The sequence below is a fragment of the Actinomadura syzygii genome (assembly GCF_008085905.1).
Taxonomy (GTDB): Bacteria; Actinomycetota; Actinomycetes; order Streptosporangiales; family Streptosporangiaceae; genus Spirillospora; species Spirillospora syzygii.
Window position 1 is genome coordinate 58,209 of sequence record NZ_VSFF01000015.1, and the last position, 25,263, is coordinate 83,471.

A 25,263-nucleotide genomic window follows, 5' to 3' on the forward strand; every position below is an offset into this window, starting at 1 on the left:
AGATCACGCGGCTGCCCGCCAGCTGCGCAGAGCCGGGGACGCCCCGTTCCGGAGCAGGTCGGCGCGGACGCCCTGCGGCACGTCCTCCCACGGCAGCGACAGCCGCGCGGTGGACCGCGCGCCGCCCTCGTCGTCGACGACCACGGTGGCGGCGACCGCGCCGTCCGCGCCGCTCTCGAAGGCCAGGTCGACCGCGCCGATCGCGCGGTCGATGCGCTCCCGCAGCACCGAGTCGCCGTTCTCGGCCAGTGCGGCGTGCAGCGCCTCGGCGGTGACTCCGAAGCGGTCGGTCCACTCGCTCTCGTACGCCTGGGCGACCACCCGGCCGAGCTCGTCGACGCGCGGCCGCGCGACCCACCGGCGGCGGGCCCACCACAGCGCCGCCGCTCCGACGAGAGCGGCACAGAGAAGGATCTTCAAGTCGTCGTCCTCCGTCCAGGACATCAGAGGGCCTCGCTCAGCAACTGGTCGCGGGTCTTGGTGACGTCGAACTCGCTGTCGTGCAGCCCGTTCGACAGGGCCTGGGCACGGACCTCCTTCGGCAGCTCCTCCCAGGCGAGCCTCTGCTCGGTGACGACCCTGACCACCGGCTTCTCGCCCTGCTCCAGCGTGCGGAGGTAGGAGGTGATCCGGACGGCCCATTCGTCGTTGACCGTCTCGACGAACTTGGCCGTCTCGTGCAGCAGCACCTTGCGCAACCGCCGCCAGGCGTCGCGGACCAGGCGCCGCATGTCGACGGCGATCCCGTCGAGGTTCTGGAAGGCGAGCCGGACGGCCTCGGCGAGCTCGGGGATGTTGCGGTCGACCCACGGCAGCAGGTGCTCGCGCGTCCAGCCCATGATCTCCGGCCAGAAGTACACCGCGACCGCGGCGACCGCCGTCCCCAGCAGGGGGACGAGAATCAGGACGAGTGGCATGTGGCGTCCTCCTCAGGTTCGCGGCTTGGCCGGGTAGAGCTGGTAGCGGACGGTCCGGGCGTCGCCGGTCAGGATCCGCTCGCGGGACCGGTCCGGCAGGTCCTCCCAGCCGAACTCCTGGGTGACCTTCCGGGAGACCGGGGCGCCGTCGCGCGCCCGGTAGACGATCTCCGCGCTGCGGCGGCACCGGCGGCCCCGCGGCACCTGGTAGGTCACGGTGATCCACACCAGGCCGGAGCGCAGCAGCGCGAGCTGGGCGGCGTCGGGTGCGGGCTGGCCGGCGACGAGCAGGCGAGCCGACGAGTCGTCGCACAGCTCCGCCAGCGCCCGGAACGCCTCCGGGACGGACATGCCGAAGACCTCCGCGACCTGCCCGGCGAGGGCGTCGTAGACGACGGCCACCTCCGCCATGTCGCCTTCGGCGAGCTCCTTCTGCGCCTCGCTCAGCACACGGCCCAGCAGGTCGAGTCCGTAGGCGATCGCAAGGTCCGGACGGCGGTCGGCGTCGAGGCTCTCCCGCGCCTGTTGGAGGTAGCCCTTGGCCGTGTTGATGAGCGGGCTCAGCGGTGATTCCTTCATAGGACGATCGGAGCATCGCGGCCGCTTCCCGCGCAGGCCCCCCGGTGCTTCCGGAGTGCTTCCGATCAGGCGCCGTGGTGGACGTGCGCCGCCCACAGCCCCGGGGCCCGCGGGTAGTCGTCGCGTACCGCCCTGACCGCGTGGTGCAGCGCGTGCGGGACCCGCTCGGGGTCGAGCCGCCCGTCCTGGACCGACCCGCCGTACACCGCGGCGGCGATCCGGGCGGCGATCCGGTCGCTGACGCTCCACAGCGTCCCCACCACCTGCGGGTATCCGGCGAGTTGGAACCCGGCGGCGAGGTGGACGGCCTCGTCCGCCAGCCCGACCCGCGTCCCGGCGGTCTCGCACGCCGACAGGTAGGCGAACCGGGCGGCGCCGAGGTCGAGCCGGGCGATCGAGGCCAGGGTGAGCGGCGCCCCCTCGGCGAGCACGATGCCGCTCGACATCGGCGACCCGAGGTCGGTGCGGGCGTGGCAGGCGAAGTGCGCGACCTCGAAGCGCGGAAGCGCCGCCAGCAACTCGTCCCTGACCGCGTCGCCGCCGCCGAGGACCCGGGCGCCGGGGAGCAGCCCGGCGACGGCGGCCGTCTCCCGCCGCACCCCCGGCAGCGGCGGCTGCCCCGCCGCCTCCGGCACGGCCACGACCAGCGCCCGTCCAGCGGCGGGCTCGGCGGTCCGGCGCGAGCGCGCGTGGACGAGCGAACGGACCGTCGGCGTGTACGAGGAGACCACCCGGTCCAGCACGCTGGCGCCGCCGCCGTCGAGGTGCCGTCCGGCGGCGTGCAGGGGCAGCAGGGAGAGCGGCCCCACCGGCGTCCACCACAGCCGCGTTCCCGGCGCGGGGGCGACGGCGTCGAGCACGGGCTCGGCGATCGTGTCCCACAGCCAGGCGAGCAGGTCCAGCAGGTGCTCCTGCGGGACGTCGCCCCCGCGGAGGTAGCTGGCCCAGGCGTCGGCCTGGGCGCCGTCGAGCCCCGGCAGCGGAACGGAACGGACCCCCGCGCGGTCGAGGATCAGCGCGTCCGCCCGGGCGGCGGAACAGGTCACGATGACGACGGGTTCGTCCGTCATCCCCGCGCGGAGATCCGCCAGCCTCGGCCGGCCGAGGAAGCCCTCCAGCCCCGGCACCCGGCGGATGCGGGCCAGCAGGTCGTCCCAGCGGTCGGCGTCCGCGCGCCGGGTCTCGGCCGCGGCGAGCACCGCGGCGTGCTCGCGCCCGGCGGCCGCCGGCTCGGCGAGCCGGTCGCGCAGCAGGGCCATCTCCCCGGCCAGGTCGGGACGGATCCTCGCCAGGTCGCGTCCCCTGGAGCCGATGGCCTCGGCGAGCAGGACGCCGCGCGCCTGCTCCAGCAGTTCGACCGCGCGCTCCGGACGGCCCGCCGCGAGCGCCGCCGCGGCCGACTCGGCCGCCAGGCCGTGGTGGCGTTCGAGGCCCCGCTCGCGAGCCCCGCGGACGAGGGAGCGCGGCGCGATCCGGGGCAGCAGGTCGATCGACCGCTCCAGCGCGCCCAGCGCCGCCGCCGGACGTCCCGCCCTGGTGTGCGCGAGCGCCAGGGCCCGGCCGCAAGCGACCCGGTCGTACGGTTGCGCCCCCTCGGCGGCCAGGCCGCCGGCGAGCACGTCCGCGACCTCGGGAAGGGGGGTGCTACCGGCCAGTTCGTGCGCACGGAGCAGGATCGTTCCAAGCACCAGCGCCACGGAGGGCCACCACCGGTGGCCCTCCGGAATCACCCCGACCGCCTCTCTCGCGTGCTCGACCGCCTCGGCGATCGCCTTCTCCTCGCCGGGCGACCAGGTCGTCTTCTGCAGCGCCCAGGCGAGGGTGGCCAGCATGCGCCCGCGCTCCTCGCCGGTCGTGCCGACGAGGGCGCGACGGGCCGCGTCGACGTTCTCCCTGCGCTCAGCCGGGTTCCAGGCGACCGTGTCGTCCTGGACGCCCAGGGCCGCGGCCAGCGTGTCGAGGAAAATGGCGCGCCGGGGGCCGTCGCCCGCCAGCCGCACGGCCTCCCGCGCTCTCTCGATCGCCTCCTGGCGGGCACCGGGCTCGTGAAGCACCTCATGGCGCGCACGCAGGACGATGCTGAGATTGTTCAGCAGCGGCGCGTAGGACGGGCTCTCCGGGGCGGTGTCCGCGAGGGCGTTCCGGACCGCGTCCAGCGCGTCGTCGAGCAGCTCCGCCTCCCCCGTGTGATCGAAGAGCATCAGCAGGGTCTCGCTGAGCGCGGAGCGGCATCCCGCGCGGTCCGGGTGGCCGTGCGGCAGCGCGTCCAGGGCCTTGCCGGTGACGTCCACCGCCTCTCGCAGCAGCGCCGTCTCCGCGGTGAGACGGAACAGCCCTCTGAGATGCATGGCGAGATTGCGCCTGTGGCCCGGCAGGTCGTGATGGGTCGGCGGAGTGGCGGCGACCGCCGCGCGCGCTAGCTCTACGGCCTCGCTCCGCGCCGCGCGATCGCCGGTGTGATCCGCCAGCGACGACACGGCGTTCGCCGTGATGTTGAGATAGGCGGACCGGTGAGGATCGCGGGGGTCACTGCCGGCGAGCCCCTCCCTGGCCCAGGCCACCGCACGGCGCAGGTCGTCCGGACGGCCCCGGCGCTGGTACCGCGCCATGTGGTGCGCCGCCAGGCTGATCAGGTACATGGGCTTGCCAGGCGCAGCCTCCGCAGCCTCGCGGCCCACAGCGCACGCCTCGTCAAGCGCGGACTCGTCGCCCGTCCGATCGTGGAGGCCGCGCAGCCTGGTCCCCAGGTTGTGCAGGTACGCCGCGCGGCGGGGATCACCGGGCGGGCAGGCGGCCACGGCCTCGCGCTCCAGGCGGACCGCCTCGCGCAGCGCGGCGGCGTCACCGGTGAGCTGGTAGCGCCGGTGCAGGTGGGAGGCGAGATGCCCCAACATGACCGGCCGCCGCGGATCACCGTCCGGCAGGGCGGCGAGAGCGGCGAAGCCGTTGTCCACCGCCAGGTCGAGCGCTCGCGGCTCCTGCGTCCTTTCGAACTCCAGACGCCACCGAAAGCTCTCGCCGTGCACGGTGGACGCGTGCTCCGGCGGCCCCTGGCGGCTCACCGCCGCTCCGGGCCCGGCCCCCCGGACAACCTGTGCACGAGATGGTTGAGGCGCTCCCGAACCGGCGGAGGCGGGGGGACCACCGGAGTGGCGCCGATCCTGGTGATCCGGACGGGACCGCGCAGTTCGAGGTCGGCGACCGCCTGCCGCACCGCCGCGAGATCGTCCGACTCCGCGGCCTCCGCGAGAGCGTCCAGGACTTGAGCGGCGCCGTCCCAGCGCGTCGCCGCCAACTCCCATTCGAAAATCTCCCGCACAATGGCGAGCGCCTCGGCGAAGACCTCATCCCGACCTTGATTATCCGCTAATCCCATAAACGCGAGCTTAACCTCGGAGCGGACGGCAGAGCCGCCCGTGCGCTGGAGAAACCCGCACCGGAAGCCGAATAACCACGGCGACGCCCGCGAAGAAATGGGCGTGTGACTTCGAACCGGTGAGCGACTTCTGACGGCCAGGCGCGGCAGAGCGGCACCTGTCCATGCCTGCGCTGATGAAACGGGGTGGGCGATACTGGGTTCGAACCAGTGGCCTCTTCGGTGTGAACGAAGCGCTCTCCCACTGAGCTAATCGCCCCGGTGGCCGAAACTCTAGCGCATGTCGGGGGTTGCGCGTGCATCCGTTGGGGCGGGGGTCAGGTCCAGAAGGTGGGGTCCTCGATGTTCCAGGGGACGACGAAGCCGTAGATGGCCAGGTAGGCGGCGACGGCCGCGGCGGCCAGGACGGCGGTGGTCGTGCCGAGGATCAGGTTGCGGCGGCGTTTGCGGGGGTCGAACGCCTTCTCCTTGGCGCGGTCGGCGGCGGTCTTGGCGCGGTGGAGGGCGCGCTGGGCCCAGGCGAACTCGGTGGCGAGGATCGCGAGGCCGATGACGATGCCGAGGAGGCCGGGGCCGGGGGTGACCATCATGACGAGGCCGCCGACGAGGACGGTGGCGCCCACGGCGAAGACGCCGGCGCGCCAGGCCGTGTTCAGGAGGGGGTTGCGGCGGAGGCGGGCGCGGAAACGGTGGAACCGCCGCTCCTCGGCCGGTTGGGCTTCCTTTTTGTCGCTGATTGCCACGGCTTTACTTTAAGCCAGGGAGTTGAAGTCGAAAACCGTGAAGATCCTGTGACGGGGGTCGCGAGGGGCGTCTTTGTGCAGGTCAAAGGCGGTGAGATGGGTCACAAGGCCCCAGGACGCCGGAATGTTCGGCCGCGCTCAGGCAGTTAGGCGTCATAGATCGCGGGGATGTCCGTGGGTGGGAGCACCGGGGGCACTCCCCGCCAGGGGACCGACGTCAGAGGGAATGGCCATGGACAGCAGTACCACAGTCTCAGCGGAGCTGGGCCTTCGTCTCGTCGTCCCCGACCGCACGACCGTCCCTCTGCTCGCCGGGATGGAGTACGCGGCCGACGACCCGTACGCGATCCGTATGGCCTTCTACGTGGGCGACGACGAGCCGGTGGAGTGGATCTTCGCTAGGGAGCTGCTGACGGTCGGCATCGTGCGCAAGGTCGGGGACGGGGACGTGGAGGTCTGGCCGGGCTCCGACGACGGCACGCTCAACATCGCGCTGTCGTCCCCGTTCGGGGACGCGCTGTTCGAGGTGCCGCTGTCGCCGCTCGCCGACTTCCTGCACCGCACCTACCAGGCCGTCCCGGCCGGTGAGGAGAGCGAGTTCATCGACATCGACGCCGAGCTTGAGAACCTGCTCTGGCCGTCCTAGCCGGACAGGCGGGCGATGTGGCGCATCTTGTTCATCGCGTCCAGGGCGGCGACCTTGTACGACTCGGCCAGTGTGGGGTAGTTGAAGACGGCGTTGACCAGGTAGTCGACCGTCCCGCCGCAGCCCATGACGGTCTGGCCGATGTGGACGAGTTCGGTGGCCCCCGTGCCGAACACGTGGACGCCGAGGAGCCGGTGGTCCTCCGGTGAGACGAGGAGTTTCAGCATCCCGTAGGAGTCGCCGATGATCTGCCCGCGGGCGAGCTCCCGGTAGCGGGACACGCCGACCTCGAAGGGGATCTTGGCTTCGGTGAGGGCGTCCTCGGTGCGGCCGACGAAGCTGATCTCGGGGATCGTGTAGATGCCGATGGGCTGGGTCTCGTGGATCTCCGCCACGGGCTCGTCGCAGGCGTGGTGGGCCGCGAGGCGGCCCTGCTCCATGGACGTGGCGGCGAGGGACGGGAAGCCGATCACGTCCCCGACCGCGTAGATGTGCGGGACCTCGGTGCGGTAGTTCTCGTCGACCTTGATCCGGCCGCGCTTGTCGGCGGTGAGCCCGGCGGCGTCGAGGCCGAGGTCCTCGGTCATGCCGTGGCGTCCCGCCGAGTACATGACGGTGTCGGCGGGGATGCGCTTGCCGCTCTCCAGGACGGTGATCGCGCCGCTCTCCATGCGCTCGACGGACGCGACCGTCTCCCGGAACCGGAACGTGACGGCGAGGTCGCGCAGGTGGTACTTGAGCGCCTCGACGATCTCCAGGTCGCAGAAGTCCAGCATGCGCTCGCGGCGCTCGACGACGGTGACCTTGGTGCCGAGGGCGGCGAACATCGAGGCGTACTCGATGCCGATCACGCCCGCGCCGACGACGACCATGGTCTCCGGGATGCGGTCCATGTGGATGATGCCGTCGGAGTCGATGATCGTCCGGTCGTCGAACGCGACGGTCTCCGGACGGGCCGGGCGCGTCCCGGTGGCGATCACGACCCGGTCGGCGCCGACCTTCTGCTCCCGGTCGCCGTTCCCGCTGATCCCGACCGTGTCGGGCGACAGGAACCGGCCCCGGCCGGGCAGGACCGTCACGCGGTTGCGGGCGAGCTGGCTGCGGATGACGTCCGTCTCGCGGCCGATGACGTGCTGCGTCCGCATGCCGAGGTCGGCGACCGTGATGTCGTCCTTGACCCGGTAGCTCTGGCCGTAGAGCTCGCGCTGGTTGAGGCCGGTCAGGTAGAGGACGGCCTCGCGCAGCGTCTTGGACGGAATCGTCCCGGTGTTGATGCAGACGCCGCCGATCATGTCGCGACGGTCCACGATGCCGACCCTGCGGCCCAGCTTGGCGGCGGCGATGGCGGCGCGCTGCCCGCCGGGGCCCGAACCGAGGACGAGGAGATCGAAGTCGTTCACGCCCCCAGTCTGACGGTCCGCGGGCGTCCGGTTAAAGGATTCTCGTCATGATCTGCCCAGATCATCCGGCCGGTGCGCCGGAGACCAGCCCGGCGGCGAGGGCGTCCAGGCCGTCCTTGATGCGGTCGAGCGGCATCCCGCGGGTGCGGCGCTGGTGGAGGAACAGGTTCGCGGCGAGGGGCGCGAGGAGCGCGTCGGCCAGGTAGGCGGCGTCGGCGCCCGGCCGGAGATCGCCGACGAGCAGGGCGAGGTGCCGGTGGTAGAGGCCGTACGAGCCGTCCCTGAACCGGGCGTCGGCGGGGTCGGACTCGGCCGTCAGCAGCAGGTCGGCCTGGGCCTCGGTGCGGTCGGCCAGGGCGTGCAGGAACGCGCGCAGGCGGTCGCCGGGGGGCGCGCCGGGCCCGAGCGGCGGCGGCCCCTGGATGAACGCGGTCTGGAACTCGCGCTCGCGCTCGTCGAGCACGGCGTAGACGAGCCGGGCGCGGTCGCCGAACCGGCGGTAGACCGTGCCGACGCCGACCCCGGCGGCGCGGGCGACCTCGTCCATGGACACGGCCTCCGGGCCGCGGGTGGCGATCAGCTCGGCGGCGGCGCGGAGGATGCGGCGCCGGTTGAGCGCCGCGTCGGCGCGCTCGGCTGGCGGGCTTCCGACGACCGGCAGGTTCCGCATCCCGTCCCCCTCTCGGTTCGGCTGGCAGCGTAGCGGAGTTGTATCCGGAGAATTCTCCAGTTAACCTCGCTAAGCGGAAACTTTTCCAATTACACCCCGGAGGACGGGATGGCTGCAAACCTTGAAGGACGGTCGGCGCTGGTCACGGGCGGCGGACGCGGCATCGGCGCCGCGATCGCGCTGCGCCTCGCCCGCGACGGCGCCGACGTCGCGGTGACCTATGTGCGGGCCCCGGAGCGCGCCGCGGAGGTCGTCCGCGGCATCAAGGCGGCGGGCCGGCGGGGGCTGGCGATCGCCGCCGACGCGGCCGACCCGGCGGCCGTGACCGCCGCCGTCGACCGGACGGCGGCGGATTTCGGACGCCTCGACATTCTGGTCAACAACGCTGGGATCGCCCCGTACGGACCGTTTGAGGACGTCTCGGCCGACGAGCTGAACCTGACGATCGACATCCACGTCCGGGCGGCGTTCGTGGCGGCGCAGGCGGCGTCCCGCCATCTCGGGCAGGGCGGCCGGATCGTCAACATCGGCAGCAGCATGGCCGAGCGCGTTCCCTACCCGGGCTGGACGCTGTACGCGATGAGCAAGTCCGCGCTGACCGGCCTGACGCGGGGCCTGGCACGCGACCTCGGGCCGCGCGGGATCACCGCGAACGTCGTCCAGCCGGGCTCGACCGACACCGAGATGAACCCGGCCGACTCGCCGGACGCCGAGTTCGAGCGCGGGTTCAGCGCGCTCGGCCGCTACGGTCGCGCGGAGGAGATCGCCGCGATGGTCGCGCACCTGGCCGGGCCGGGCGGCGACTACGTCACCGGCGCGGCGATTTCAGTCGATGGGGGGTACGCGGCCTGATGGCGTGGATTTTCTTGCTCGTCGCCTCGCTGATGGAGCTGGTGTGGGCGACGGCGTTGAAGCAGTCGGACGGGCTGACGAAGCTCTGGCCGACGGTGATCGGGCTGGGCGTGGCGGTGCTCAGCGTCGCCGTGCTGTCGCTGTCGCTGCGGCAGCTCCCGGTCGGGACGGCGTACGCGGTGTTCGTCGGCCTCGGCGCGATCGGCGTCGCCGTCGCCGGGATGGTCGCGTTCAGCGAGAGCACGTCGCCCGCCCGGCTCGTGTTCCTCGGGCTGATCGTGGCGGGGGTGGTCGGCCTGCAACTCGTGGAGGGCTCTTAACGCCCGCGCACACGGGGCAGAGTGGAGGCATGGCAAGCGAGATGCTGGGGATCGACATCGGCGGGTCCGGGATCAAGGGGGCTCCCGTGGACCTGTCGGACGGTTCGTTCACCCGAGACCGGTTCCGCGCGGCGACGCCGCATCCGTCCAGGCCGGAGGCGGTCGTCCGGGTCGTCGCCGAGATCGTGAAGCACTTCGGCTGGGAAGGGCCGGTCGGCGTCACCTATCCGGGCGTGGTGATCGACGGGGTGGCACTGTCGGCGGCGAACGTGTCCAGGCACTGGATCGGGGTGGACGCCGCCGCCCTGATCGCGGAGGCCACCGGGTGCGCGGCGACCGTCCTCAACGACGCCGACGCGGCCGGGATCGCGGAGATGCGGCTCGGTGCCGGACGCGGCCGGGGCGGCACCGTCGCGGTCCTCACACTCGGGACGGGCATCGGCAGCGCGGTGTTCACCGAGGGCGTCCTCGTCCCGAACACCGAGTTCGGCCACATCCAGATCGACGGGCGGGACGCGGAGCATCGCGCGTCCGCGAAGGCCCGCGAGGACGAGGGCCTCGGCTGGGAGAAGTGGGCCAAGCGGCTGAGCGTGTACCTGGGCACGCTGGAGGCGCTGATCTCCCCGTCGCTGTTCGTCCTGGGCGGCGGGGTGAGCCGGAAGGCGGAGCGGTTCGTCCCGCTGATCCAGGGGGTGCGGGCGGAGATCGTCCCGGCGCGGCTGGTGAACAACGCGGGCATCGTCGGCGCGGCCATGGCCGCCTCCGCGGCGCACTCCCCCGGCCGCGCCGCCGGTCAGGTCACCGCCTGAGCCGGACGGTCGCGATCTCCCATGGGCGGAGCGCCAGCGCGGCCGTCCCGTCGTGGACGTCCAGCGGCAGGACGGGCCGTCCGCGCAGGTCGACCCGGTCGGCCCGGGTGAACGCGCCGCGCAGCACGGCGGTGACCGGCTCGTCCCGCTGGGCGGTGAGCCGGGCCTCGATCCAGCCGCCGCGGGCGCGCAGCGAGGTCATGACGACGCCGTCGCCGGTGATCGCGAGGCCCTCGCGGGACGGCGTCGCGGGCGCGTCGGCGGCCCCGTACCCGGCGGCGGTGAGCAGGTCGTGGCGGAACTCGTCGGCGGCCCGCAGGACGTCCGGCCCCGGCCGCTCGCCGCAGGGCATGACGGCGAAGGAGACCGCGCGCTCGCCCCGGCACTGGGCGGCCGGGGTGGGGAGTTGCGGCCCGGCGGGCTGGTCGCGGTAGGCGTTGCGGTCCCGCGACAGGTAGCCGACCGAGCGGAGGAGGGTGAGCGCCAGTTCCCGTCCGCCGTCGGTGACCTCGTACTCGGTGACGTGCTCCAGCAGCACGGCGAGCCCGCCCGCCGCCACGAACCCGGACGCGGGGAACGTGGGCACCGGACGCTCCCCGAACCCGCCCTCCGCCGTCAGCCCCCGCTCGGTGATCGCGAACTGGCCCTCGGCGAACGACGACCCGGCCAGGCCCGGCAGCGGCAGGTGCAGCCGGACGCGGTGGTCGTCGCAGCGGTTGTCGAACGTGACGGACAGCCGCAGGAACGGCTCGCCCGCGCGCAGCTCCGCCCGCATGGTGACGGTCACGTCCTCCTCCGCCTCGGACCTGGCGTCGCGGTCGAGGTCCCCGGAGGCGGGCCACCGGTACGTCCGGACGATGTCGTACGCGGCGATCAAGGGGCCCGTCCAGACGGGCTCGACGCGGACGGTCAGCGGTTCGGAGACGAGCCGGTCGGCGGCGGGCGGCGCGTGGTTGTAGGTGTCGCCGAGGTCGCCGCCGTCCACGACGCGGCCGACGCCTTCGGCCGCCCAGCCGGACGGGGTCCGCAGCCCGAGGGTGCCGTCGTCGCGGATCTCGGCACGCAGGAGCCCGTTGTCCAGGACGTTCCCGGAGGCCGTCACCGGAACGACGTCCGGGACGGTGGCGGACGGCCCGCCGCGACGCAGCGAGGTCAGGCCCAGCGCGGGCACGTCGACCAGCGCGGCGACCGTCCGTCGCGGGTCGGCCAGGATGCGGACGCGCCATTCGCCGTCCGCGTCCCGCAGGGCGGAGCGCACGTCGCCGATGTCGAACGGCGTGTCGGCGCGGGACGTCACGTGGAAGGTCAGCGTCCGGTCGTCGCGGGACACCGACCAGTCGCGGACCTCCTGCCCGAACAGCACACGCCCGTACACGCGCTCCAGCACGATCGGCAGCGCGGACGCCGGGTGTACGGCGTCGTCCAGCACGGTGGGCGCGACCTCAAGCGTCTGCGCGGGCACCGGCTCACCGTCGCCGGTCACCAGGGGCTCATCGCCGCCGGGGACGTCCACGACGACCAGGCCCGTCCGGGCCGCCGGGGACGGGTTGAACACCGCATGCGCACCAAGCGGCACGAAGGCGGCCAGCTCGGCGGTCACGAGGTCGCAGACGGCGCGTCCGAGCTGCTCGGCCTCCGCCATGTGCGCGGCGACCTGCTCGGCGGTCTCGTCGCTGCCGCAGCCGGTGACGGAGTCGTGGCAGCTCGCCTCGACCAGCCGCCGCCAGGCCAGGTCGAGGAACCGCCGCGCGTCGCCCGTGTACCAGAGCGCGGTCAGCGGCTCGGCATACCGTTCGACGAGCCGCTCGGCCCGTCCCATCGACTGCTTCAGCCGGATACGGGCGGAGAGCACGCCGGGCAGGATGTTCGCGCGGGCGTGCGAGCGCAGCTCGCCCCGGACGCGGAGCAGCCCGTCCACGGACGGGTCCTCCCCCGCGAAGTATCCGGCGAGCGTGTCGAGGCGCATGTCGGTCCCGGCGTCCGCGACACGGTCGGCGAGGTCGGCGGCGGGCGCGGTGTGGTCGGCGCCGTACATGGCGAGCAGCGGCCCGCCGCGCGGATACCACCGGCCCATCGCCTCCGCGAACCCGGCGGCGCGCCCCGGCAGCAACGACGCGCCGTCGCCGAACTCCTCGAACATGGACGCGGCGTTCCCGTAGCCGCCCTCGGGGAGGTACTGGGTGCGGACGGCCGTCCCGTCCGGGGCCTCCCAGGCGAAAGCGTGCGAGCGGACCCGGTCCGGGACGCCGCGCCACACGCAAGCGTGCTCGATGCCCGCCAGCCGCAGGATCTGCGGCGTCTGGGCGCAGTGTCCGAACTGGTCGGGCAGGTAGCCGACCATCATCGAGCCGCCCAGTTCGTCCGCGCGGCGCGTGCCGAGCTCCAGGTTCCGGACGATGTTCTCCCCCGAGCACAGGAACTCGTCGTGCAGGATCTGCCAGGGCCCGACGGCGAGCCGCCCCTCCCTGACCAGCGCCGCCAACCGTTCCCGCCGCTCGGGACGGATCTCCAGGTAGTCGTCCACGGCGGCCATCTGCCCGTCGAGGGTGAAGCACCAGCGAGGGTCGGCCTCCATCCGGTCGAGGACGCCGTCGAGCAGCGACACCAGCCGCAGCCGGAACCGCTGGAACGGCAGGTACCACTCGCGGTCCCAGTGCGTGTGCGGGACGACGACGATCTCCGAAACGGGGTTCATCCGCACAGCGCGATCACCTCGTTCTCGTAGGTCTCCAGGCGGTGCATGCCCGGTCCGTCCGCCGCGACCCGGACGCGGTCGCCGCGCACCGCGACGCGCCGCCCGTCCGGCCGGATCAGGACGGTGCCGTCCGCGCCGACCGCGATCAGCTCGTCGTCGACGCGGAGCAGGACGGGCGCGTCCGGCCCGGCCGACACCGACGTGCGTCCGGCGGCGAGCGCGCCGAGCACGTCCCCGTCCTCGGCGAGGACCCAGGTGAGCGGGTCGCCGAGCGTCTTGTGCTGCGCCGGGTCGTGGAAGTCGCTGCCGCCGAGCGGGACGATCCCGTCCGGCCGCCACACGTCCGCCCAGGCGAGCGGCGCGCCCCAGCGGCGGTCCCACCAGGACGAGTGCCAGATCTCGGCGAACCGGGGCCGGGCGTCGGCGGGCAGCGGACGGCGCCACGCGCAGTCCCCGGACAGCGGATGGTTGATCGACATCACCCCGCCGCGCGCCTCGGCGAACGCCGCCCAGTCGGCGCTCGGCCGCCGGAAGTCGACCCAGCCGGTGTCGCCGAACACGTTGGCGTGCCCGAGGTCGGTCGTGACCTCCTGGCCGGGCACCAGGTGGATCCCGGCGTGGGCCCCGGCGGCGGGCAGCAGGGGATGGTGGCTGACGGTGTTGTGGTCGGTCACGGCGAGGAAGTCCAGCCCCCGCGACGCGGCGAGGCACGCCAGCTCGTGGACGGTCAGCGTCCCGTCGCTGTGGACGGTGTGCGAGTGCAGGTCACCTGCGAGCCAGCGCATGCCGCTCGGCGCGGGCAGATCCCGGCCGGGCGGACGTTCCGGCGCGGGCGGCGGGGTCTCCTCGGGCCGCCGCGCGGGCGACGTCGACGTGGTGACCGTGACCTCGTACGGGACGCCGTCCGGCAAGATCCGGTGAAGGCCGAGCCAGACGTGCCATGTACCGGGTTCCAGTTCCCCAGGCAGGTACCCGGGCGTCGCCCACTCGGGACCGATCGTGAACTGGGTGCGCGCTCCACCGGACCAGCCGCGGAACCCGTCCGGGCCTTGGCAGCCCAGGTCGATGACGCCTCCCTCAAAGGAAAGCTCGACCGTGATGGACGCCGTCCCGGCCGGGACGTCGAAAGGCAGTTCGCGGAGCCCTCGCTCCAGGCGGTCCTCCACGGTCCAGCGCCCTCGGTGCACCGTCGTCATGCATGTCCCCCGTCCTTGGTCAGCCCGTCTTCAGCAAGCGAGGCCACAGCCCGCTCCTCCCGTCCCGTCGCCCTTGCCGTCACCATTTCGCCGTCCCGGTAGAGGAGGAGGCGTCCGGGACGCGGCAGCGCCCACGCCTCCGCGCCGTGCACGACCTCCACCCCCTCCCCCACCACAACGGACAGCGGTTCTCCGTCCGTGGAACGCGCCCTCCGCGGGCTCCACTGCGTAATCCAAGTACTCGGGGCGTATCCCGCACACGACCGACTCGCCTTCGTCTATCTGGCCGCGCGCCTCGTCCGGGACGGGCAGCTCCGCGCCCGCGACGGCAACGCAACCGTCCCGGACCGTCCCGGACCGTCCCGGGCAGCAGGTTCATGGGCGTCGAGCCGATGAACGACGCGACGAACAGGTTCGCGAGCCGCCGGAACACCTCGACCGGCGTGCCGAGCCGGCGGACGCGCCCCGCCTCCATGACCGCGATCCGGTCGGCGAGCGCGAGCAGGGGCTCGTCGAGGAGCAGGATGCGCGGTTCGGCCACCAGCGCCCGCGCCAGCGCGACCCGTTGCTGCTGCCCGCCCGACAGCTCGCCGGGACGGCGTCCCTCCAGCCCGTCCAGGCCCAGCTCCCCGGCGGCGTCGGCGGCGCGGGCGTGCCGCTCCGCGCGGCGCCGCTTCTTGACCCGCAGCGGGTAGGCGATGTCGTCGCGGACGGTCATGTGCGGGAAGAGCGCGTAGTCCTGGAACACCATGCCGACGTCGCGCCGCCCCGGCGGGAGGCGGAGAAGACCATGCGGCGACCTCCTACAAGCGTCACCACATAACGTGCGCGAAGAAAGTGATCGCGTAAAGCCTCCGGGGAATGGCGAGTCGACGTCGAATTCCCCGCCCTGGTCAGGGGTCCGTCAGCTCGGCGGAACGGGCGGCGAACGCTTCCATCGCCTTCGCCGTGATCGGCCCCGGCGCGGTCGGGAGGAGCGTTCCGCCGACGGCCCGGATCGGCTGGACGTCCCGCGTCGTGGACGTCAGGAACGCCTCCTCCGCGCGGTACAGGTCGTCGAGCGCGACGTCCTCCTCCTCGCCGCCGCACCATTCCAGCGTCAGCGCGCGCGTCACCCCGGCCAGGCACCCGGACGCCAGCGGCGGCGTGACGAGCCGCCCGCCGAGCAGCACGAAGATGTTGCTGCCCGTGCCCTCGCACAGGTTCCCGACCGTGTTGCCGAAGATCGCCTCGCCGCCGCCGCGCTCGTGCGCGTACGCGAGGGCCAGCGCGTTCTCCGCGTAGGACGTCGTCTTCAGCCCGGACAGCGCGCCCCGCTCGTTGCGCGGCCACGGCACGACCGTCACGTCCGCGGTCGCGGGGAACGGGTCCTGCGGCCCGACGATGATCGACGCCGTCGGGCCCTCGTCGCCGCGGGCGGAGCCGAGCGGGCCCGGCCCGCTCGTGTAGGTGATGCGCACCCGCGCCAGCGGCCACTTCGGCGCCCCGGCGAGGACCTCCCGCACGCCCTGGGCGAGCGCGTCCCGGTCGGGCTCGGGCAGGCCGAGGCCCGCCGCGGACCGGGCCAGCCGGCGGAGGTGCCGGGTCAGCGCGAACGGCTCGCCGTGCGCCGCCTTCACCGTCTCGAAGATCCCGTCGCCGACCATCATGCCGTGGTCGAACACCGACACCACCGCGCGGTCAGGGTCGACGAGTTCCCCGTTCAGCCAGATCCTGGCCCGCTCCGTCACCGGAAGCCACCTCCAATAGCCGAGCCGCCTTCAGCTCGGTCTCGCGCCATTCGCGTCGCGGATCGGACTCCCACGTGATCCCCGCGCCGGTGCCGAACCGGAGCAGGCCGCCCTCCGCCCAGAAGCTCCGGATCCCCACCGCGAGGGCGCCGCGCCGGGAGTCCGCGTCCACCCAGCCGACGGCCCCACAGTACGGCCCTCTGGGAACGGGTTCGAGCTCTTCCAGCAGCCTCAGCGCGCTCGACTTCGGGGCGCCCGTCACCGAGCCGGGCGGGAACGTCGCGGCGATCAGCTCGGGCCATCCCGTCCCCTCCGCCTGCCGCGCCCGGACGGTCGACACCAGGTGCACGAGCCCCGGATGCTCCTCGACCGCGCAGAGGTCCGGGACCTCGACCGTCCCGACCTCGGCGACCCGTCCGAGGTCGTTCCGGACGAGGTCGACGATCATGACGTTCTCGGCCTGGTCCTTGGGCAGCAGGTCACCGGCCGTCTTCCCGGTCCCCTTTATCGGACGCGATTCGACCGTTCTTCCGTGCTTCGACAGATACAGCTCGGGCGACGCGCAGGCGATCTCCAGGCCGGGCGTCCTGAGCGTCATCGCATAGGGGGCCGGATTCCCCCGCGCGAGCCTCGCCCCGAGGCCCGCCATTTCCGCGTCCGGCGCCATTTCCGCGGACATCACGCGGCACAGGTTGGCCTGGTAGACGATGCCGTCCGCGATGGCGTCCCGGATCTTCTCGACGCCCGCGACGTACTGGGCCTCGTCCAGGGAACTGCTCCACTCGCCCGGCGCCGTCCACGAGCCGTCCGGGTGCTCGGCCCGGCGCACGTCGTCGAAACGGGCGCACGTGACCTTGCCCTCGTACGTCACCACGACCGCCCACCAGCCGCGCGAGTCCAGCGCGGACAGGTCACTGGTCACGTCCCGCAAGCCCGTCGCCAGCCGGCCATCCGCGTAGGCGAAGTTCACGCCAGCACGCACCCGAACGAGTCGGCGAGGCCGTTCAGGCCCGCGTCCGTGACGGTCAGCGCGCGTGGGGTCGTGCCGCGCTCGAACCAGGCCAGCTCGATCATCCGGGCGGTGAGCGCGGCGCCGAGCGCGCCGTTCAGGTGCGGGCGGCGCTCCGTCCAGTCGAGGCACTGCCAGGCGAACCGGCGCCGCGCGCGCCGCACGGCCGCGAGGTCGAGGCCGAGCGCCCCGAACCGCTCCTCGCCCTTCTCGGTCACCTCGAACGTCTCCCCGGCGCCGGGCTCGATGAGCCCGCCGTCGCGCAGCGCCGCGAACAGCGCCACCCCCGCCTCACCGGCCAGGTGGTCGTAGCAGGTGCGCGCCTCGTGCAACCGCCGGGCGTCCCGCGACTGCCGCAGGCTCCGCACCTCGACCCGCGGGCTGATGTGCGACAGCGCCTCGATCACCCGCGCGACCTCGTCTCCGCTCAGCCGGTAGTAGCGGTGCCGCCCTTGCGGGACGACCGTGACGAGGTCGCCGTCGAGCAGCTTCGCCAGATGCGCGCTCGCCGTCTGCGCGCTGACCCCGGCCGCCCGCGCCAGTTCGCCCGCCGCGAGCGGACGTCCGTCCAGGAGCGCGGTCAGCATCGCGGCCCGCGCCCGGTCCGCCAGCAGCGCCGCGACCGGCGCGAAGTCGGCGCTCACGGCATGGTCCGTACCCATGCCTCCGACCCTAGGCGACCCATGCTTCGACCGGCGTCGAAGCGTCCCGCGGCGATATCCGGTTTGGGGAACGGCCCGGGACGCGCTAAGGTTTCCCACGTCGCCGAGAGGCGCAAGCGGAAGTGGCTCAGGGGTAGAGCATCACCTTGCCAAGGTGAGGGTCGCGGGTTCAAATCCCGTCTTCCGCTCTGAGGGGCCCTTTCAGGCTATGACCCAGAAGGTCTCCTTCTGGTGGAGTGGCCGAGAGGCGAGGCAACGGCCTGCAAAGCCGTGTACACGGGTTCAAATCCCGTCTCCACCTCAACACCGTGCCTCCCCGGAGGCCACGGACCCGGGCGATTAGCTCAGTGGGAGAGCGCTACCTTGACACGGTAGAGGCCACTGGTTCAATCCCAGTATCGCCCACCCGATGCCGCTGACGGCCGGGCCGCTTCACAGTGACCCGGCCGCCTCCCCCCTCCGGCCAGGAAGCTAGAAGTCCTGGTTACGCCACACCGCCACGGCGTAGTCGGAACCGCTGAGCCAGCCGCAACTGGCGTACGAGCGGCTGGTCGCCCCCACCCACGGCCCCCAATGCCACTTGCCGTCCGCACACCTGAGGTGGACACGGTGCTCGACGCCATAGGTGCCGGGGGTACAGAAGGAGTATCCGCCGACTCCGGTCGTCTCCGCGGAGCACGTGTAGACGGGCGCCGACGCGGCCGCGCCTGCCGCCTGAGCCGCCATGACCGTGCCCGCCGCCATTCCCCCAAGGGAGAGCGACAGGACGGCCGTCCGGGTAAGGGCGTTTCGCATTCGGGTCCGCTTCATTTCTTTCCTCCTTTGTAGAGTTCCTGCGCATCAGCGCAGTCAACGCTCCGGCGCGGCCTGATCGATATGCCGCCAAGGAATGGTCGGCGCCTTACCTCCTCCCGCAGCGGGATTTTGTGGCGGCCACGCGGAATGAAGGTTCCACGAGGCGGTCGTGTGTGGGAAGATCGGAGCCTGTCCGAGCTTGTACGGAACACGGTTTCGGCTGGTCAGGTCAGGAGTGTCATGGGAGAACCCGTCAGCACGTCGACCACCGGCATCGCGTCCGGTCGACCGGATCCAAGTGACGCACGGACCGTTCCGCAATTTATGGAGCGACTCCGCTGCCTCAAAAGGTGGTCCGGAATGACCTATCGGCAGATCGAGCACCAAGCCGAGTGTTCCGGAGCGTTCCTGCCCCACAGCACCATTGCGGGAGCATTGTCCCGGAATCGCCTGCCTCGCCGGGAATTACTCGTCGACTTCGTTGGCGCATGCGGATGCCCTCCGGAAGAGGTGGCCAGGTGGGAGGCCGCGCACGCCGCATTGGCCGCGGGTCCGGCTCCCGAGTCCTTGTCAGGGCCGGTTCACAGCGAGCCCGCTACAGAAACGGCGCCCCCTCCGGCGCCACCACGGCCGTCGATCGTCCAGCCCGCCCCGGCGCCGAGGGGCTGGAGGCGGCGCGCGGGAGCCGGTCTGCTGGCGTTGGCCGTCCTGACCGGCGGCTTCCTCGTCGGTGAACCGGCGACGGGCGGCGGACATCGCGGGCCCCGACTGCTGACGCAGTGTCCCGAGCCGATGGAGCTGGGCATGCAAGGCCCGTGCGTCGAGGACTTACAAAGAGATCTGCGGCGGCACGGGCTCGACCTTCCCGCGGACGGCTGGTTCGGGCCCTACACCAAGATGCGCGTAATGGCCTTTCAGGCTCTTGAGGGATTGCCGCCGTCTTCCCGCGTCGATGCCGCCACCAAACGAGCGGCGCTCGACCTGCGAGAGGCACCGCTTCCGCGCCATACCCCTACTCAGATCGAGCACCGCATACGGGTGGTCTTCAGTGCCACGCCGGACCGGGCGGTCGCCCTCGCCCGGTGCCTGTCCAATCTCGACCCCTTACAGGTCATCCGGTACCGGTACCAACTGGCCAGATGGGGCCTGTTCCAATTCTCCGATTTCGAACTGCGTGAACTGGGCGCGACTCCGGCGACGGCCCTGGACGCCGAATGGAACATCCGGACGGCGCACGCGATCTGGAAACGCACGAGAAGTTTCCGCAACTGGAATTGCCTGGACGCCATCGACGACCCACGGTCCTGACCGGCGATCCTGGACCGGTTGGAAGGCTTTTCAGCGACGCGGAATGGCGACCGCGTTGTAGGAGACGTCGGGGGTCGGGCCGGTAGCGAAGAACCGGATGTTGGATAGATAGAGCCGGGAGCCGAAGGCGGCGATGGTCGTCGGCAGGTCGAAGCGGGGATCCGTTATCCGCTGAATGACGTGACCGTCGGTGCCCTCAGCGTTCAGTCGGAGGACCGCCACGGTGTTGAAGCGGTTCTGCACGGCGAACAACGTCCGGCCGTGGAGGAGTAGGCCGTCGCCTTCCGGCAGGGACTCGCCGTGCAAGTTCACGCGCCGGGTCGTGCCCGTTGCGGGGTCGACGCGGAACAGTCCCCCGGTGTTCGACTGCACGACGATCAGGCCCCGGCCGTCCGGTGTGGGGGTGATGCCGTTGGCGTTGAAGGCGGCGCTGTCCGGGCCGGTCCGATACACGAGGTCGCCGGTGAGCGGGATCCGGACGGCGGCGGTGGGCAGTTGTCCGTCGCGCAGCGGCAGTTTGTAGAGCACCGGGTTGGTGGAGTCGGTGAACCACGCCGCGCCCTGCGTGAGGATGACGTCGTTGACGAAGGCGGGGCCGGTCGCCAGCCGGTAGGTGGCCAGCGTCCGGCCGGTGCGGGTGTCCAGGACGCGGGCGTCGCCGCCCGTGCCGCCGGCCACGAAGAGCCGCCCGTGCCGGTCGGTCTTCAGCCCGAGCGCCTGCGTGCCGGGCCCGCGGCTGAGGAGCGCACCGTGTCCGGTGCGCAGGTCGGCGCGGTAGACCGAGCCGTCGGCCATGGAACCGACGTAGGCGAACGGGCCGGGTCCGGTCGCGATGCCCTCGGGCTGGAACCCGTTCGGCAACCGGATCGTGTCGGGATAGGCCGCCGCGTCGGGCCGCTGCCCGGCGGTGCGGCCGCCGGCGGCCGCTTCGACCGGCGCGCTCGTCGTGACGGCCAGTCCGAACGCCAGCACGGCGGCGGAGATCGTTCGAAGGCGCATGAGCTACCTCTCAACATTGAAATGTTTAGCGTTGAGGACGCTATGCCGAGTGCTAGCTTGATGTCAAACAGTTCAACGCTGAAAGGTGCGTGCCCGTGGAGCGTGACGCGGTCGACCTCGCCGTGGAGCAGTGGACTCGCGCGCGTCCCGACCTCGACCCGTCCCCCATGCGGGTCCTCGGCCGCCTCTCGCGGCTGACACGGCTCGCCGAGCGCGAACTCAAGGTCCTGTTCGGCGAGTTCGGCCTGGAGCGGGGCGAGTTCGACGTCCTCGCCACTCTCCGCCGCAGCGGCTCTCCCCACGGCCTGACGGCGGGAGATCTGGCCCGCTCGTCGATGGTCACCTCGGGCGCCGTCACCAACCGGCTCGACCGGCTCGTCGCCAAGGGTTACGTCACACGCGAGTTCGACCCCGCCAACCGGCGCACGGTCATCGTCGCCCTCACCCCCGCCGGCCGCGACCTCATCGACCGGGCCGTCGCCGCCCACCTCGACAACGAGCGCCGCGTCCTGGCGGCGCTCGACCAGGGCCAGCAGGACGACCTCGCCGCGGTCCTGCGCACCCTGCTGCTCAGCCTCGGCGACGAGGCGACCGACCCCCGCGCACCGGGCGACCTCTGAGTCCCGGGCGCGGCTCCCAGGACGGACCCGGGCTTCACTGGAGAGTGACAGGATAGTTACTTAGAGTTATCTCTCGCTACAGAGGGGCATGTGGGGATTCGTAACGTCGGAATGCTCACGGGGAGAGATCTCATGCAACGGCAGTACAAGATCGCCACCGTCCTGCTGGCCGGTGTCGTCGGGGCGGGCGTCGTCGCGCCGGTCGCGCAGGCGTCGTCTCCGCAGGCCACGTCCGGCCTGGTGGCGAGCCCGTTCGGCGGGGTCGTCAACGCCTATCCGAAGGGGCGGGTGATCAGCCGCCACCGCCTCGCGATCCGGGCGAAGCCGACCACGCGCTCGGCGATCCTCGGCCACCTGAACCCGGGCCAGATCGTCGACATCAAGTGCTGGTCGCGCGGCCAGAAGATCGGCAACACGCGCACCTGGTACCGGCTCGGGATCAGCACGCCCGAGTGGGTCTCGGGGCGCTACATCAAGATCATCAAGGGCCGGGTCACGCACTGCTGATCCGGCGGCGATCCTGGCCAGGGGCCCGGATCGCCGGTGCCGGCCGCGGGACGCGATCGCGTCCCGCGGCCGTACGGACCGGTCAGCCGGGGTGGATCTCTCCCCCGGCGGGGACGAGGTTCTGCCCGGTGTAGTAGGACGACAGCCGCCCGGCGGCGAAGAAGACGTAGGACGGCGCGATCTCGTCCGGGTCGGCCGCGCGCCCCATCGGGGCCTGCTCGCCGAAGCCCTCGACGCGGTCCTCGTCGAACGTCGCCGGGATGAGCGGCGTCCACACCGGGCCCGGGGACACGGTGTTGACCCGGATCCCGCGCTCCATCAGGGCCTTGGCCATGCACTGCGCGAAGGTCATCGCGGCCGCCTTGCTGGCCGAGTAGTCGATCAGGCTCTTGTTGCCGCGCAGCCCGTTGATCGATCCGGTGATGACGATCGACCCGTCGTCCGGCAGGTGGCCGAGGGCCTCCTGGACCGCCCAGAAGAGGCTGAGGACGTTCACCCGGAAGGTGCGGTCGAGCTGCTCGGTGTCGATCTCGCGGACGTCGTCGACGGGCTCCTGGGTGCCGTGGTGCAGGACCAGCACGTCCAGGCCGCCGAGCCCCTCGGCCGCGCGTCCGACGACCTCGCGGGTGTGGCGCTCGTCGGCCAGGTCGCCGCCGAACGTCAGGCAGCGGCGGCCCTCCCTCTCGACCAGCCCGGCGGTGTGCCGCGCGTCGGCGTCCTCCTCCAGGTAGGTGATCGCGACGTCGGCGCCCTCCTTGGCGAACGCGACCGCGACCGCGCGGCCGATGCCGGAGTCGCCGCCGGTGATCAGCGCCCGCCGTCCCGCCAGCAGGCCGCGCCCCTCGTAGCCGCGCATCTCGTCGCGCGGCCGCGGGTCCATCTTGCGCGTCTCGCCCGGATAGGGCTGGCTCTGGCCCGGAGGACTGCTCACGGTCTCGTCACCTCGCTCGATCTTCGCCGTTCCGCGTTCACCGGACGGAGCGTTCTCCGCACCGGCCCCGCGGCTGGTTCGTCCCAGGAACGGGTCAGGGGACTTCGGTCTGCGGGCTGTAGCCGTCGTCCTCGCCGCCCGGCGCGTCCGCCTGGCCGGGCCACTACCCGACACGGCACGGCGATAACGTGCCGCCGTGAGCCGTGCGGAGGGTCGATCGCGTGGGCGGTGGACGGTCGGCTTCGACGCTCGTCCCCGGTTCCGCGGCGGATGCGGTTTCGGCCGATCGGCTGGCTATGCTCGTTCCGTGGGTGAGCAGACCGGAAAGTCGACGCGGGTCCATGACGTGTACGCCCGGGTCCGGCAGGATCTTCTCGCCGCGCACTACCGGCCGGGCCAGTGGCTGCGGCTCGCCCCCTTCCAGCAGGAGTTCCAGGTCAGCCTTTCGGTCGTCCGGGAGGCGTTCTCGCGGCTGGCGGCCGAAGGGCTTCTCGAGTCGGTCGCGCTGCGCGGGTTCCGCGTCCGGGAGCTGTCGGGCGACGACCTGCAGGACCTCACCGACGCGCGCATCCACATCGAGGTGCTCGTGCTGCGGGAGTCCCTCGCCAGCGGCGGGACGCAGTGGGAGGCCGACCTGCTCGCCGCGCACCACGTCCTGGAGCGGACCCCGATCCGCGCGCCGTCCGGACGGGGGGTGAACCGCGAGTTCATCCCGGTGCACGCAGCCTTCCACCACGCCCTGCTCGCGGGCTGCCGGAACGCGCGGCTGCTGATGATCGCCCGGGAGCTGCGCGACAACGCCGAGCTGTACCGGATGTGGAGCCCCGTCGTCGACCAGAGCGGCCGGGACATCGCCTGGGAGCACCGCGAGTTGACCCGGCTGGCGCTGGAGCGGGACGTCGAGGCGTGCGCCGACCTGCTCGCCCGCCATATCGACCACACCCGCCAGGCGCTGCTCGGCGGGCGGGCCACGGCGGGCGACGGCGAGGTCAGCGCAGAGCGGTCCTGACGATCTTCCCGGACGCCGTCCGGGGCAGCGCGTCCGGCCAGTGGAACACCTTCGGGATCTTGTAGTCGGCGAGCGCGCCGGAGCAGAACTCGCGGAGCTCGTCCGGGAACGGGGCGCGTCCCGGACGCGCCACCACGAACGCGGCCACGGTCTCGCCGAACACCTCGTTGGGGACGCCCGCCACGGCCGCCTCGACGACGTCGGGGTGCCGCGCGATGACCGCCTCCACCTCCGCCGGGTAGACGTTGATGCCGCCGCTCAGGATGACGTCCTTGGAACGGCCGACGACGGTGAGGTAGCCGTCTTCGTCGATGCGTCCGAGGTCGCCGGTGCGGAGCCAACCGTCCGAGTTCAGCGCCTCGCGCGTGTCGTCCGGCCGTCCCCAGTATTCGGTCATCACGCTCGGGCCCCGCTGCTGGATCTCGCCGACGGTCCCGGCGGGACGCGGGACGCCGTGCTCGTCCGCGATCCGCAGTTCGACCAAAGCGCACGGCCGTCCCGCCGAGCCCGGGTGCGCCGCCGCCTCGGACGGGCGGAGCACCGCGCTCAGTCCCCCGCCCTCCGTCAGCCCGTAGGCGTGGCCGATCTCGACGCCCGCGCGCCGGTAGGTCTCGAAGAGGGCCGGTGAGACGGGCGCGGAGCCGGAGCCGAGGTAGCGGAGACTGCGCAGCGCGTCCGGGGAGAAGTCGGGGTGCCGCGCGAGCAGGGCCAGCATCGCCGGGACCGCCATGAAGACCGTGGGACGCTCCGTCCGCAGGACGTGCAGCACCCGCCCCGCGTCGAAGCCGTGCTCGATGAGGATCTGCCCGCCGGTCGCCAGCGCGGGTTGCAGGCTGGTGAGGATGCCGCCGGTGAAGCTCAGCGGCGACACGATCAGGTGCCGGTCGGCGGACGTGAGGTCCAGCGCCCGGCGGGAGTTCTCCGCGGTGGCGGCGAACGCGCGGTGGGTCAGCACCGCTCCCTTCGGCCGTCCGGTGGTGCCGGACGTGTAGAGCAGGGCGATCGGGTCCTCCGACCGCGGCAGGACGGCGGGGACCGCTGGGGCCGGGCCCTCGACGAGGAGCTCCTCGACCGCCGTGACCGCCACGCCGGAGGGCAGCGCGTCGAGCCCGCCCGCCTCGCCGATGAGCAGGCGGGGCTCGCAGTCGTCCACGACGACGGCCACCTCGGCGGCGCTCAGCCGGGGGTTGAGCGGAACGAACACCCCGCCGAGCCGGGTGACCGCGAGGAACGCGACGACCATCTCCGGCCGGTTCGATACCGAGACGCCCACGCGCTGGCCGCGTTCGACGCCGAGGGTTTCGAGCGCGCGGCCGGCGCGGCCGACCCGTTCGGCCAGCTCAGCCCACATCCAGGCGCCGCCGTCCCAGCGGAGCGCGGGAGCCGTGGGCCGCAGCCCCGTCCAGCGTGGAAGCCACTCGGCCGGGCAGGTCAGGTCCATCGAGAAACTCCCGTCACAGCTCTTGCGGGCGATCGGTGATTCCAATAAT

Annotated in this window: 26 protein-coding genes and 4 tRNA genes; 11 read left to right on the top strand and 19 right to left on the bottom strand. The window is 72.5% G+C overall.

Annotated elements, in window-relative coordinates; genetic code table 11:
• Positions 1 to 3: 3 nt before the first annotated feature.
• The 7 genes from FXF65_RS35725 to FXF65_RS35750 form a co-directional block, all read right to left on the bottom strand.
• The gene (locus tag FXF65_RS35725) at positions 4 to 444 is read right to left on the bottom strand and encodes a hypothetical protein (protein WP_148354507.1); all 441 of its coding nucleotides are present in this window, start codon (positions 442 to 444) and stop codon (positions 4 to 6) included.
• Positions 444 to 917, bottom strand: a complete 474-nt coding sequence (locus FXF65_RS35730) for a hypothetical protein (RefSeq protein WP_148354508.1) — start codon at positions 915 to 917, stop codon at positions 444 to 446. The genes FXF65_RS35725 and FXF65_RS35730 overlap by 1 nt, the downstream gene beginning before the upstream one ends.
• Positions 918 to 929: 12 nt before the next feature.
• Positions 930 to 1,496, bottom strand: a complete 567-nt coding sequence (locus FXF65_RS35735; protein WP_148354509.1) for a hypothetical protein — start codon at positions 1,494 to 1,496, stop codon at positions 930 to 932.
• 65 nt (positions 1,497 to 1,561) lie between these two features.
• Positions 1,562 to 4,558 carry a CHAT domain-containing protein gene (locus FXF65_RS35740; RefSeq protein WP_187412684.1) on the bottom strand — a complete coding sequence of 999 codons (2,997 nt, stop codon included), beginning with the start codon at positions 4,556 to 4,558 and terminating at the stop codon, positions 1,562 to 1,564.
• Positions 4,555 to 4,872: a CATRA system-associated protein gene (locus FXF65_RS44140; protein ID WP_187412685.1), complete on the bottom strand. Its 318-nt coding sequence runs from the start codon at positions 4,870 to 4,872 to the stop codon at positions 4,555 to 4,557. Before FXF65_RS44140 ends, FXF65_RS35740 begins: the two co-directional genes overlap by 4 nt.
• Before the next feature lie 187 nt (positions 4,873 to 5,059).
• Positions 5,060 to 5,131: transfer RNA gene (locus FXF65_RS35745), tRNA-Val, on the bottom strand.
• A gap of 58 nt (positions 5,132 to 5,189) precedes the next feature.
• Positions 5,190 to 5,615 (bottom strand): TIGR02611 family protein, encoded by a 426-nt coding sequence (locus FXF65_RS35750; RefSeq protein ID WP_148354511.1) that lies wholly within the window; start codon positions 5,613 to 5,615, stop codon positions 5,190 to 5,192.
• 232 nt (positions 5,616 to 5,847) lie between these two features.
• On the opposite strand from FXF65_RS35750, the gene FXF65_RS35755 reads away from it, so the two are divergent.
• Positions 5,848 to 6,261, top strand: a complete 414-nt coding sequence (locus FXF65_RS35755) for an SsgA family sporulation/cell division regulator (protein WP_067887785.1) — start codon at positions 5,848 to 5,850, stop codon at positions 6,259 to 6,261.
• On the opposite strand, the gene sthA is transcribed toward FXF65_RS35755, so the two are convergent.
• Both sthA and FXF65_RS35765 read right to left on the bottom strand, forming a co-directional pair.
• Complete coding sequence (gene sthA, locus FXF65_RS35760; protein WP_148354512.1) at positions 6,258 to 7,661, bottom strand: Si-specific NAD(P)(+) transhydrogenase; 1,404 nt, start codon at positions 7,659 to 7,661, stop codon at positions 6,258 to 6,260. The two genes, FXF65_RS35755 and sthA, sit on opposite strands and share 4 nt — an antisense overlap.
• 61 nt (positions 7,662 to 7,722) lie before the next feature.
• Positions 7,723 to 8,331: a TetR/AcrR family transcriptional regulator gene (locus FXF65_RS35765; protein WP_148354513.1), complete on the bottom strand. Its 609-nt coding sequence runs from the start codon at positions 8,329 to 8,331 to the stop codon at positions 7,723 to 7,725.
• Positions 8,332 to 8,439: 108 nt separating this feature from the next.
• Here FXF65_RS35765 and FXF65_RS35770 point away from each other — a divergent pair, with 108 nt between their 5' ends.
• From FXF65_RS35770 to ppgK, 3 genes are read left to right on the top strand one after another with little or no spacing between them, the layout of a single operon-like run.
• Positions 8,440 to 9,183: an SDR family oxidoreductase gene (locus FXF65_RS35770; RefSeq protein ID WP_148354514.1), complete on the top strand. Its 744-nt coding sequence runs from the start codon at positions 8,440 to 8,442 to the stop codon at positions 9,181 to 9,183.
• Positions 9,183 to 9,503, top strand: a complete 321-nt coding sequence (locus FXF65_RS35775) for a DMT family transporter (RefSeq protein ID WP_148354515.1) — start codon at positions 9,183 to 9,185, stop codon at positions 9,501 to 9,503. Before FXF65_RS35770 ends, FXF65_RS35775 begins: the two co-directional genes overlap by 1 nt.
• A 29-nt stretch (positions 9,504 to 9,532) precedes the next feature.
• Positions 9,533 to 10,312 carry a polyphosphate--glucose phosphotransferase gene (gene ppgK, locus FXF65_RS35780; RefSeq protein ID WP_148354516.1) on the top strand — a complete coding sequence of 260 codons (780 nt, stop codon included), beginning with the start codon at positions 9,533 to 9,535 and terminating at the stop codon, positions 10,310 to 10,312.
• On the opposite strand, the gene FXF65_RS35785 is transcribed toward ppgK, so the two are convergent.
• The 6 genes from FXF65_RS35785 to FXF65_RS35810 form a co-directional block, all read right to left on the bottom strand.
• The gene (locus tag FXF65_RS35785) at positions 10,302 to 13,007 is read right to left on the bottom strand and encodes a glycoside hydrolase family 38 N-terminal domain-containing protein (RefSeq protein ID WP_148354517.1); all 2,706 of its coding nucleotides are present in this window, start codon (positions 13,005 to 13,007) and stop codon (positions 10,302 to 10,304) included. The genes ppgK and FXF65_RS35785 overlap by 11 nt on opposite strands.
• Positions 13,004 to 14,203, bottom strand: coding sequence for a CehA/McbA family metallohydrolase (locus FXF65_RS35790; RefSeq protein ID WP_148354518.1), 1,200 nt, complete (start codon positions 14,201 to 14,203; stop codon positions 13,004 to 13,006). Before FXF65_RS35790 ends, FXF65_RS35785 begins: the two co-directional genes overlap by 4 nt.
• A 79-nt stretch (positions 14,204 to 14,282) precedes the next feature.
• A complete protein-coding gene (locus FXF65_RS35795; RefSeq protein ID WP_148354519.1) occupies positions 14,283 to 14,954 on the bottom strand; it encodes an ATP-binding cassette domain-containing protein in 672 nt (223 codons plus the stop codon).
• A gap of 142 nt (positions 14,955 to 15,096) precedes the next feature.
• Positions 15,097 to 15,933 (bottom strand): aminotransferase class IV, encoded by an 837-nt coding sequence (locus FXF65_RS35800; RefSeq protein ID WP_246199338.1) that lies wholly within the window; start codon positions 15,931 to 15,933, stop codon positions 15,097 to 15,099.
• Positions 15,884 to 16,903, bottom strand: coding sequence for a chorismate-binding protein (locus FXF65_RS35805; protein WP_246199339.1), 1,020 nt, complete (start codon positions 16,901 to 16,903; stop codon positions 15,884 to 15,886). Before FXF65_RS35805 ends, FXF65_RS35800 begins: the two co-directional genes overlap by 50 nt.
• A complete protein-coding gene (locus FXF65_RS35810) occupies positions 16,900 to 17,604 on the bottom strand; it encodes a helix-turn-helix domain-containing protein (RefSeq protein WP_148354520.1) in 705 nt (234 codons plus the stop codon). The genes FXF65_RS35805 and FXF65_RS35810 overlap by 4 nt, the downstream gene beginning before the upstream one ends.
• Positions 17,605 to 17,720: 116 nt before the next feature.
• Between FXF65_RS35810 and FXF65_RS35815 the strand changes: the two genes are divergently transcribed.
• The 3 genes from FXF65_RS35815 (at position 17,721) to FXF65_RS35825 (ending at position 18,009) form a co-directional block, all read left to right on the top strand.
• A tRNA-Gly gene (locus FXF65_RS35815) sits at positions 17,721 to 17,792 on the top strand.
• A 42-nt stretch (positions 17,793 to 17,834) separates the two neighbouring features.
• Positions 17,835 to 17,905 (top strand) — tRNA-Cys (locus FXF65_RS35820).
• Positions 17,906 to 17,937: 32 nt separating this feature from the next.
• A tRNA-Val gene (locus FXF65_RS35825) sits at positions 17,938 to 18,009 on the top strand.
• 66 nt (positions 18,010 to 18,075) lie between these two features.
• Here FXF65_RS35825 and FXF65_RS35830 read toward each other — a convergent pair.
• Entirely contained in the window at positions 18,076 to 18,414 is a 339-nt protein-coding gene (locus FXF65_RS35830) for a hypothetical protein (RefSeq protein ID WP_148354521.1), read from the bottom strand.
• Between the two features lie 684 nt (positions 18,415 to 19,098).
• Here FXF65_RS35830 and FXF65_RS44145 point away from each other — a divergent pair.
• Positions 19,099 to 19,707, top strand: a complete 609-nt coding sequence (locus FXF65_RS44145) for a peptidoglycan-binding domain-containing protein (protein ID WP_187412686.1) — start codon at positions 19,099 to 19,101, stop codon at positions 19,705 to 19,707.
• Between the two features lie 30 nt (positions 19,708 to 19,737).
• On the opposite strand, the gene FXF65_RS35840 is transcribed toward FXF65_RS44145, so the two are convergent.
• The gene (locus FXF65_RS35840) at positions 19,738 to 20,706 is read right to left on the bottom strand and encodes an NHL repeat-containing protein (protein WP_148354523.1); all 969 of its coding nucleotides are present in this window, start codon (positions 20,704 to 20,706) and stop codon (positions 19,738 to 19,740) included.
• A 95-nt stretch (positions 20,707 to 20,801) separates the two neighbouring features.
• Here FXF65_RS35840 and FXF65_RS35845 point away from each other — a divergent pair, with 95 nt between their 5' ends.
• Positions 20,802 to 21,326 (top strand): MarR family winged helix-turn-helix transcriptional regulator, encoded by a 525-nt coding sequence (locus FXF65_RS35845; protein WP_246199340.1) that lies wholly within the window; start codon positions 20,802 to 20,804, stop codon positions 21,324 to 21,326.
• Positions 21,327 to 21,458: 132 nt separating this feature from the next.
• Positions 21,459 to 21,833: an SH3 domain-containing protein gene (locus FXF65_RS35850; RefSeq protein ID WP_187412687.1), complete on the top strand. Its 375-nt coding sequence runs from the start codon at positions 21,459 to 21,461 to the stop codon at positions 21,831 to 21,833.
• 82 nt (positions 21,834 to 21,915) lie between these two features.
• Here FXF65_RS35850 and FXF65_RS35855 read toward each other — a convergent pair whose 3' ends face one another.
• Complete coding sequence (locus FXF65_RS35855) at positions 21,916 to 22,713, bottom strand: SDR family oxidoreductase (RefSeq protein WP_148354722.1); 798 nt, start codon at positions 22,711 to 22,713, stop codon at positions 21,916 to 21,918.
• Positions 22,714 to 23,071: 358 nt separating this feature from the next.
• On the opposite strand from FXF65_RS35855, the gene FXF65_RS35865 reads away from it, so the two are divergent.
• Positions 23,072 to 23,773: a GntR family transcriptional regulator gene (locus FXF65_RS35865; protein WP_187412688.1), complete on the top strand. Its 702-nt coding sequence runs from the start codon at positions 23,072 to 23,074 to the stop codon at positions 23,771 to 23,773.
• Here FXF65_RS35865 and FXF65_RS35870 read toward each other — a convergent pair.
• Positions 23,754 to 25,214, bottom strand: coding sequence for a class I adenylate-forming enzyme family protein (locus FXF65_RS35870; protein WP_148354526.1), 1,461 nt, complete (start codon positions 25,212 to 25,214; stop codon positions 23,754 to 23,756). The genes FXF65_RS35865 and FXF65_RS35870 overlap by 20 nt on opposite strands.
• Between the last annotated feature and the right edge of the window lie 49 nt (positions 25,215 to 25,263).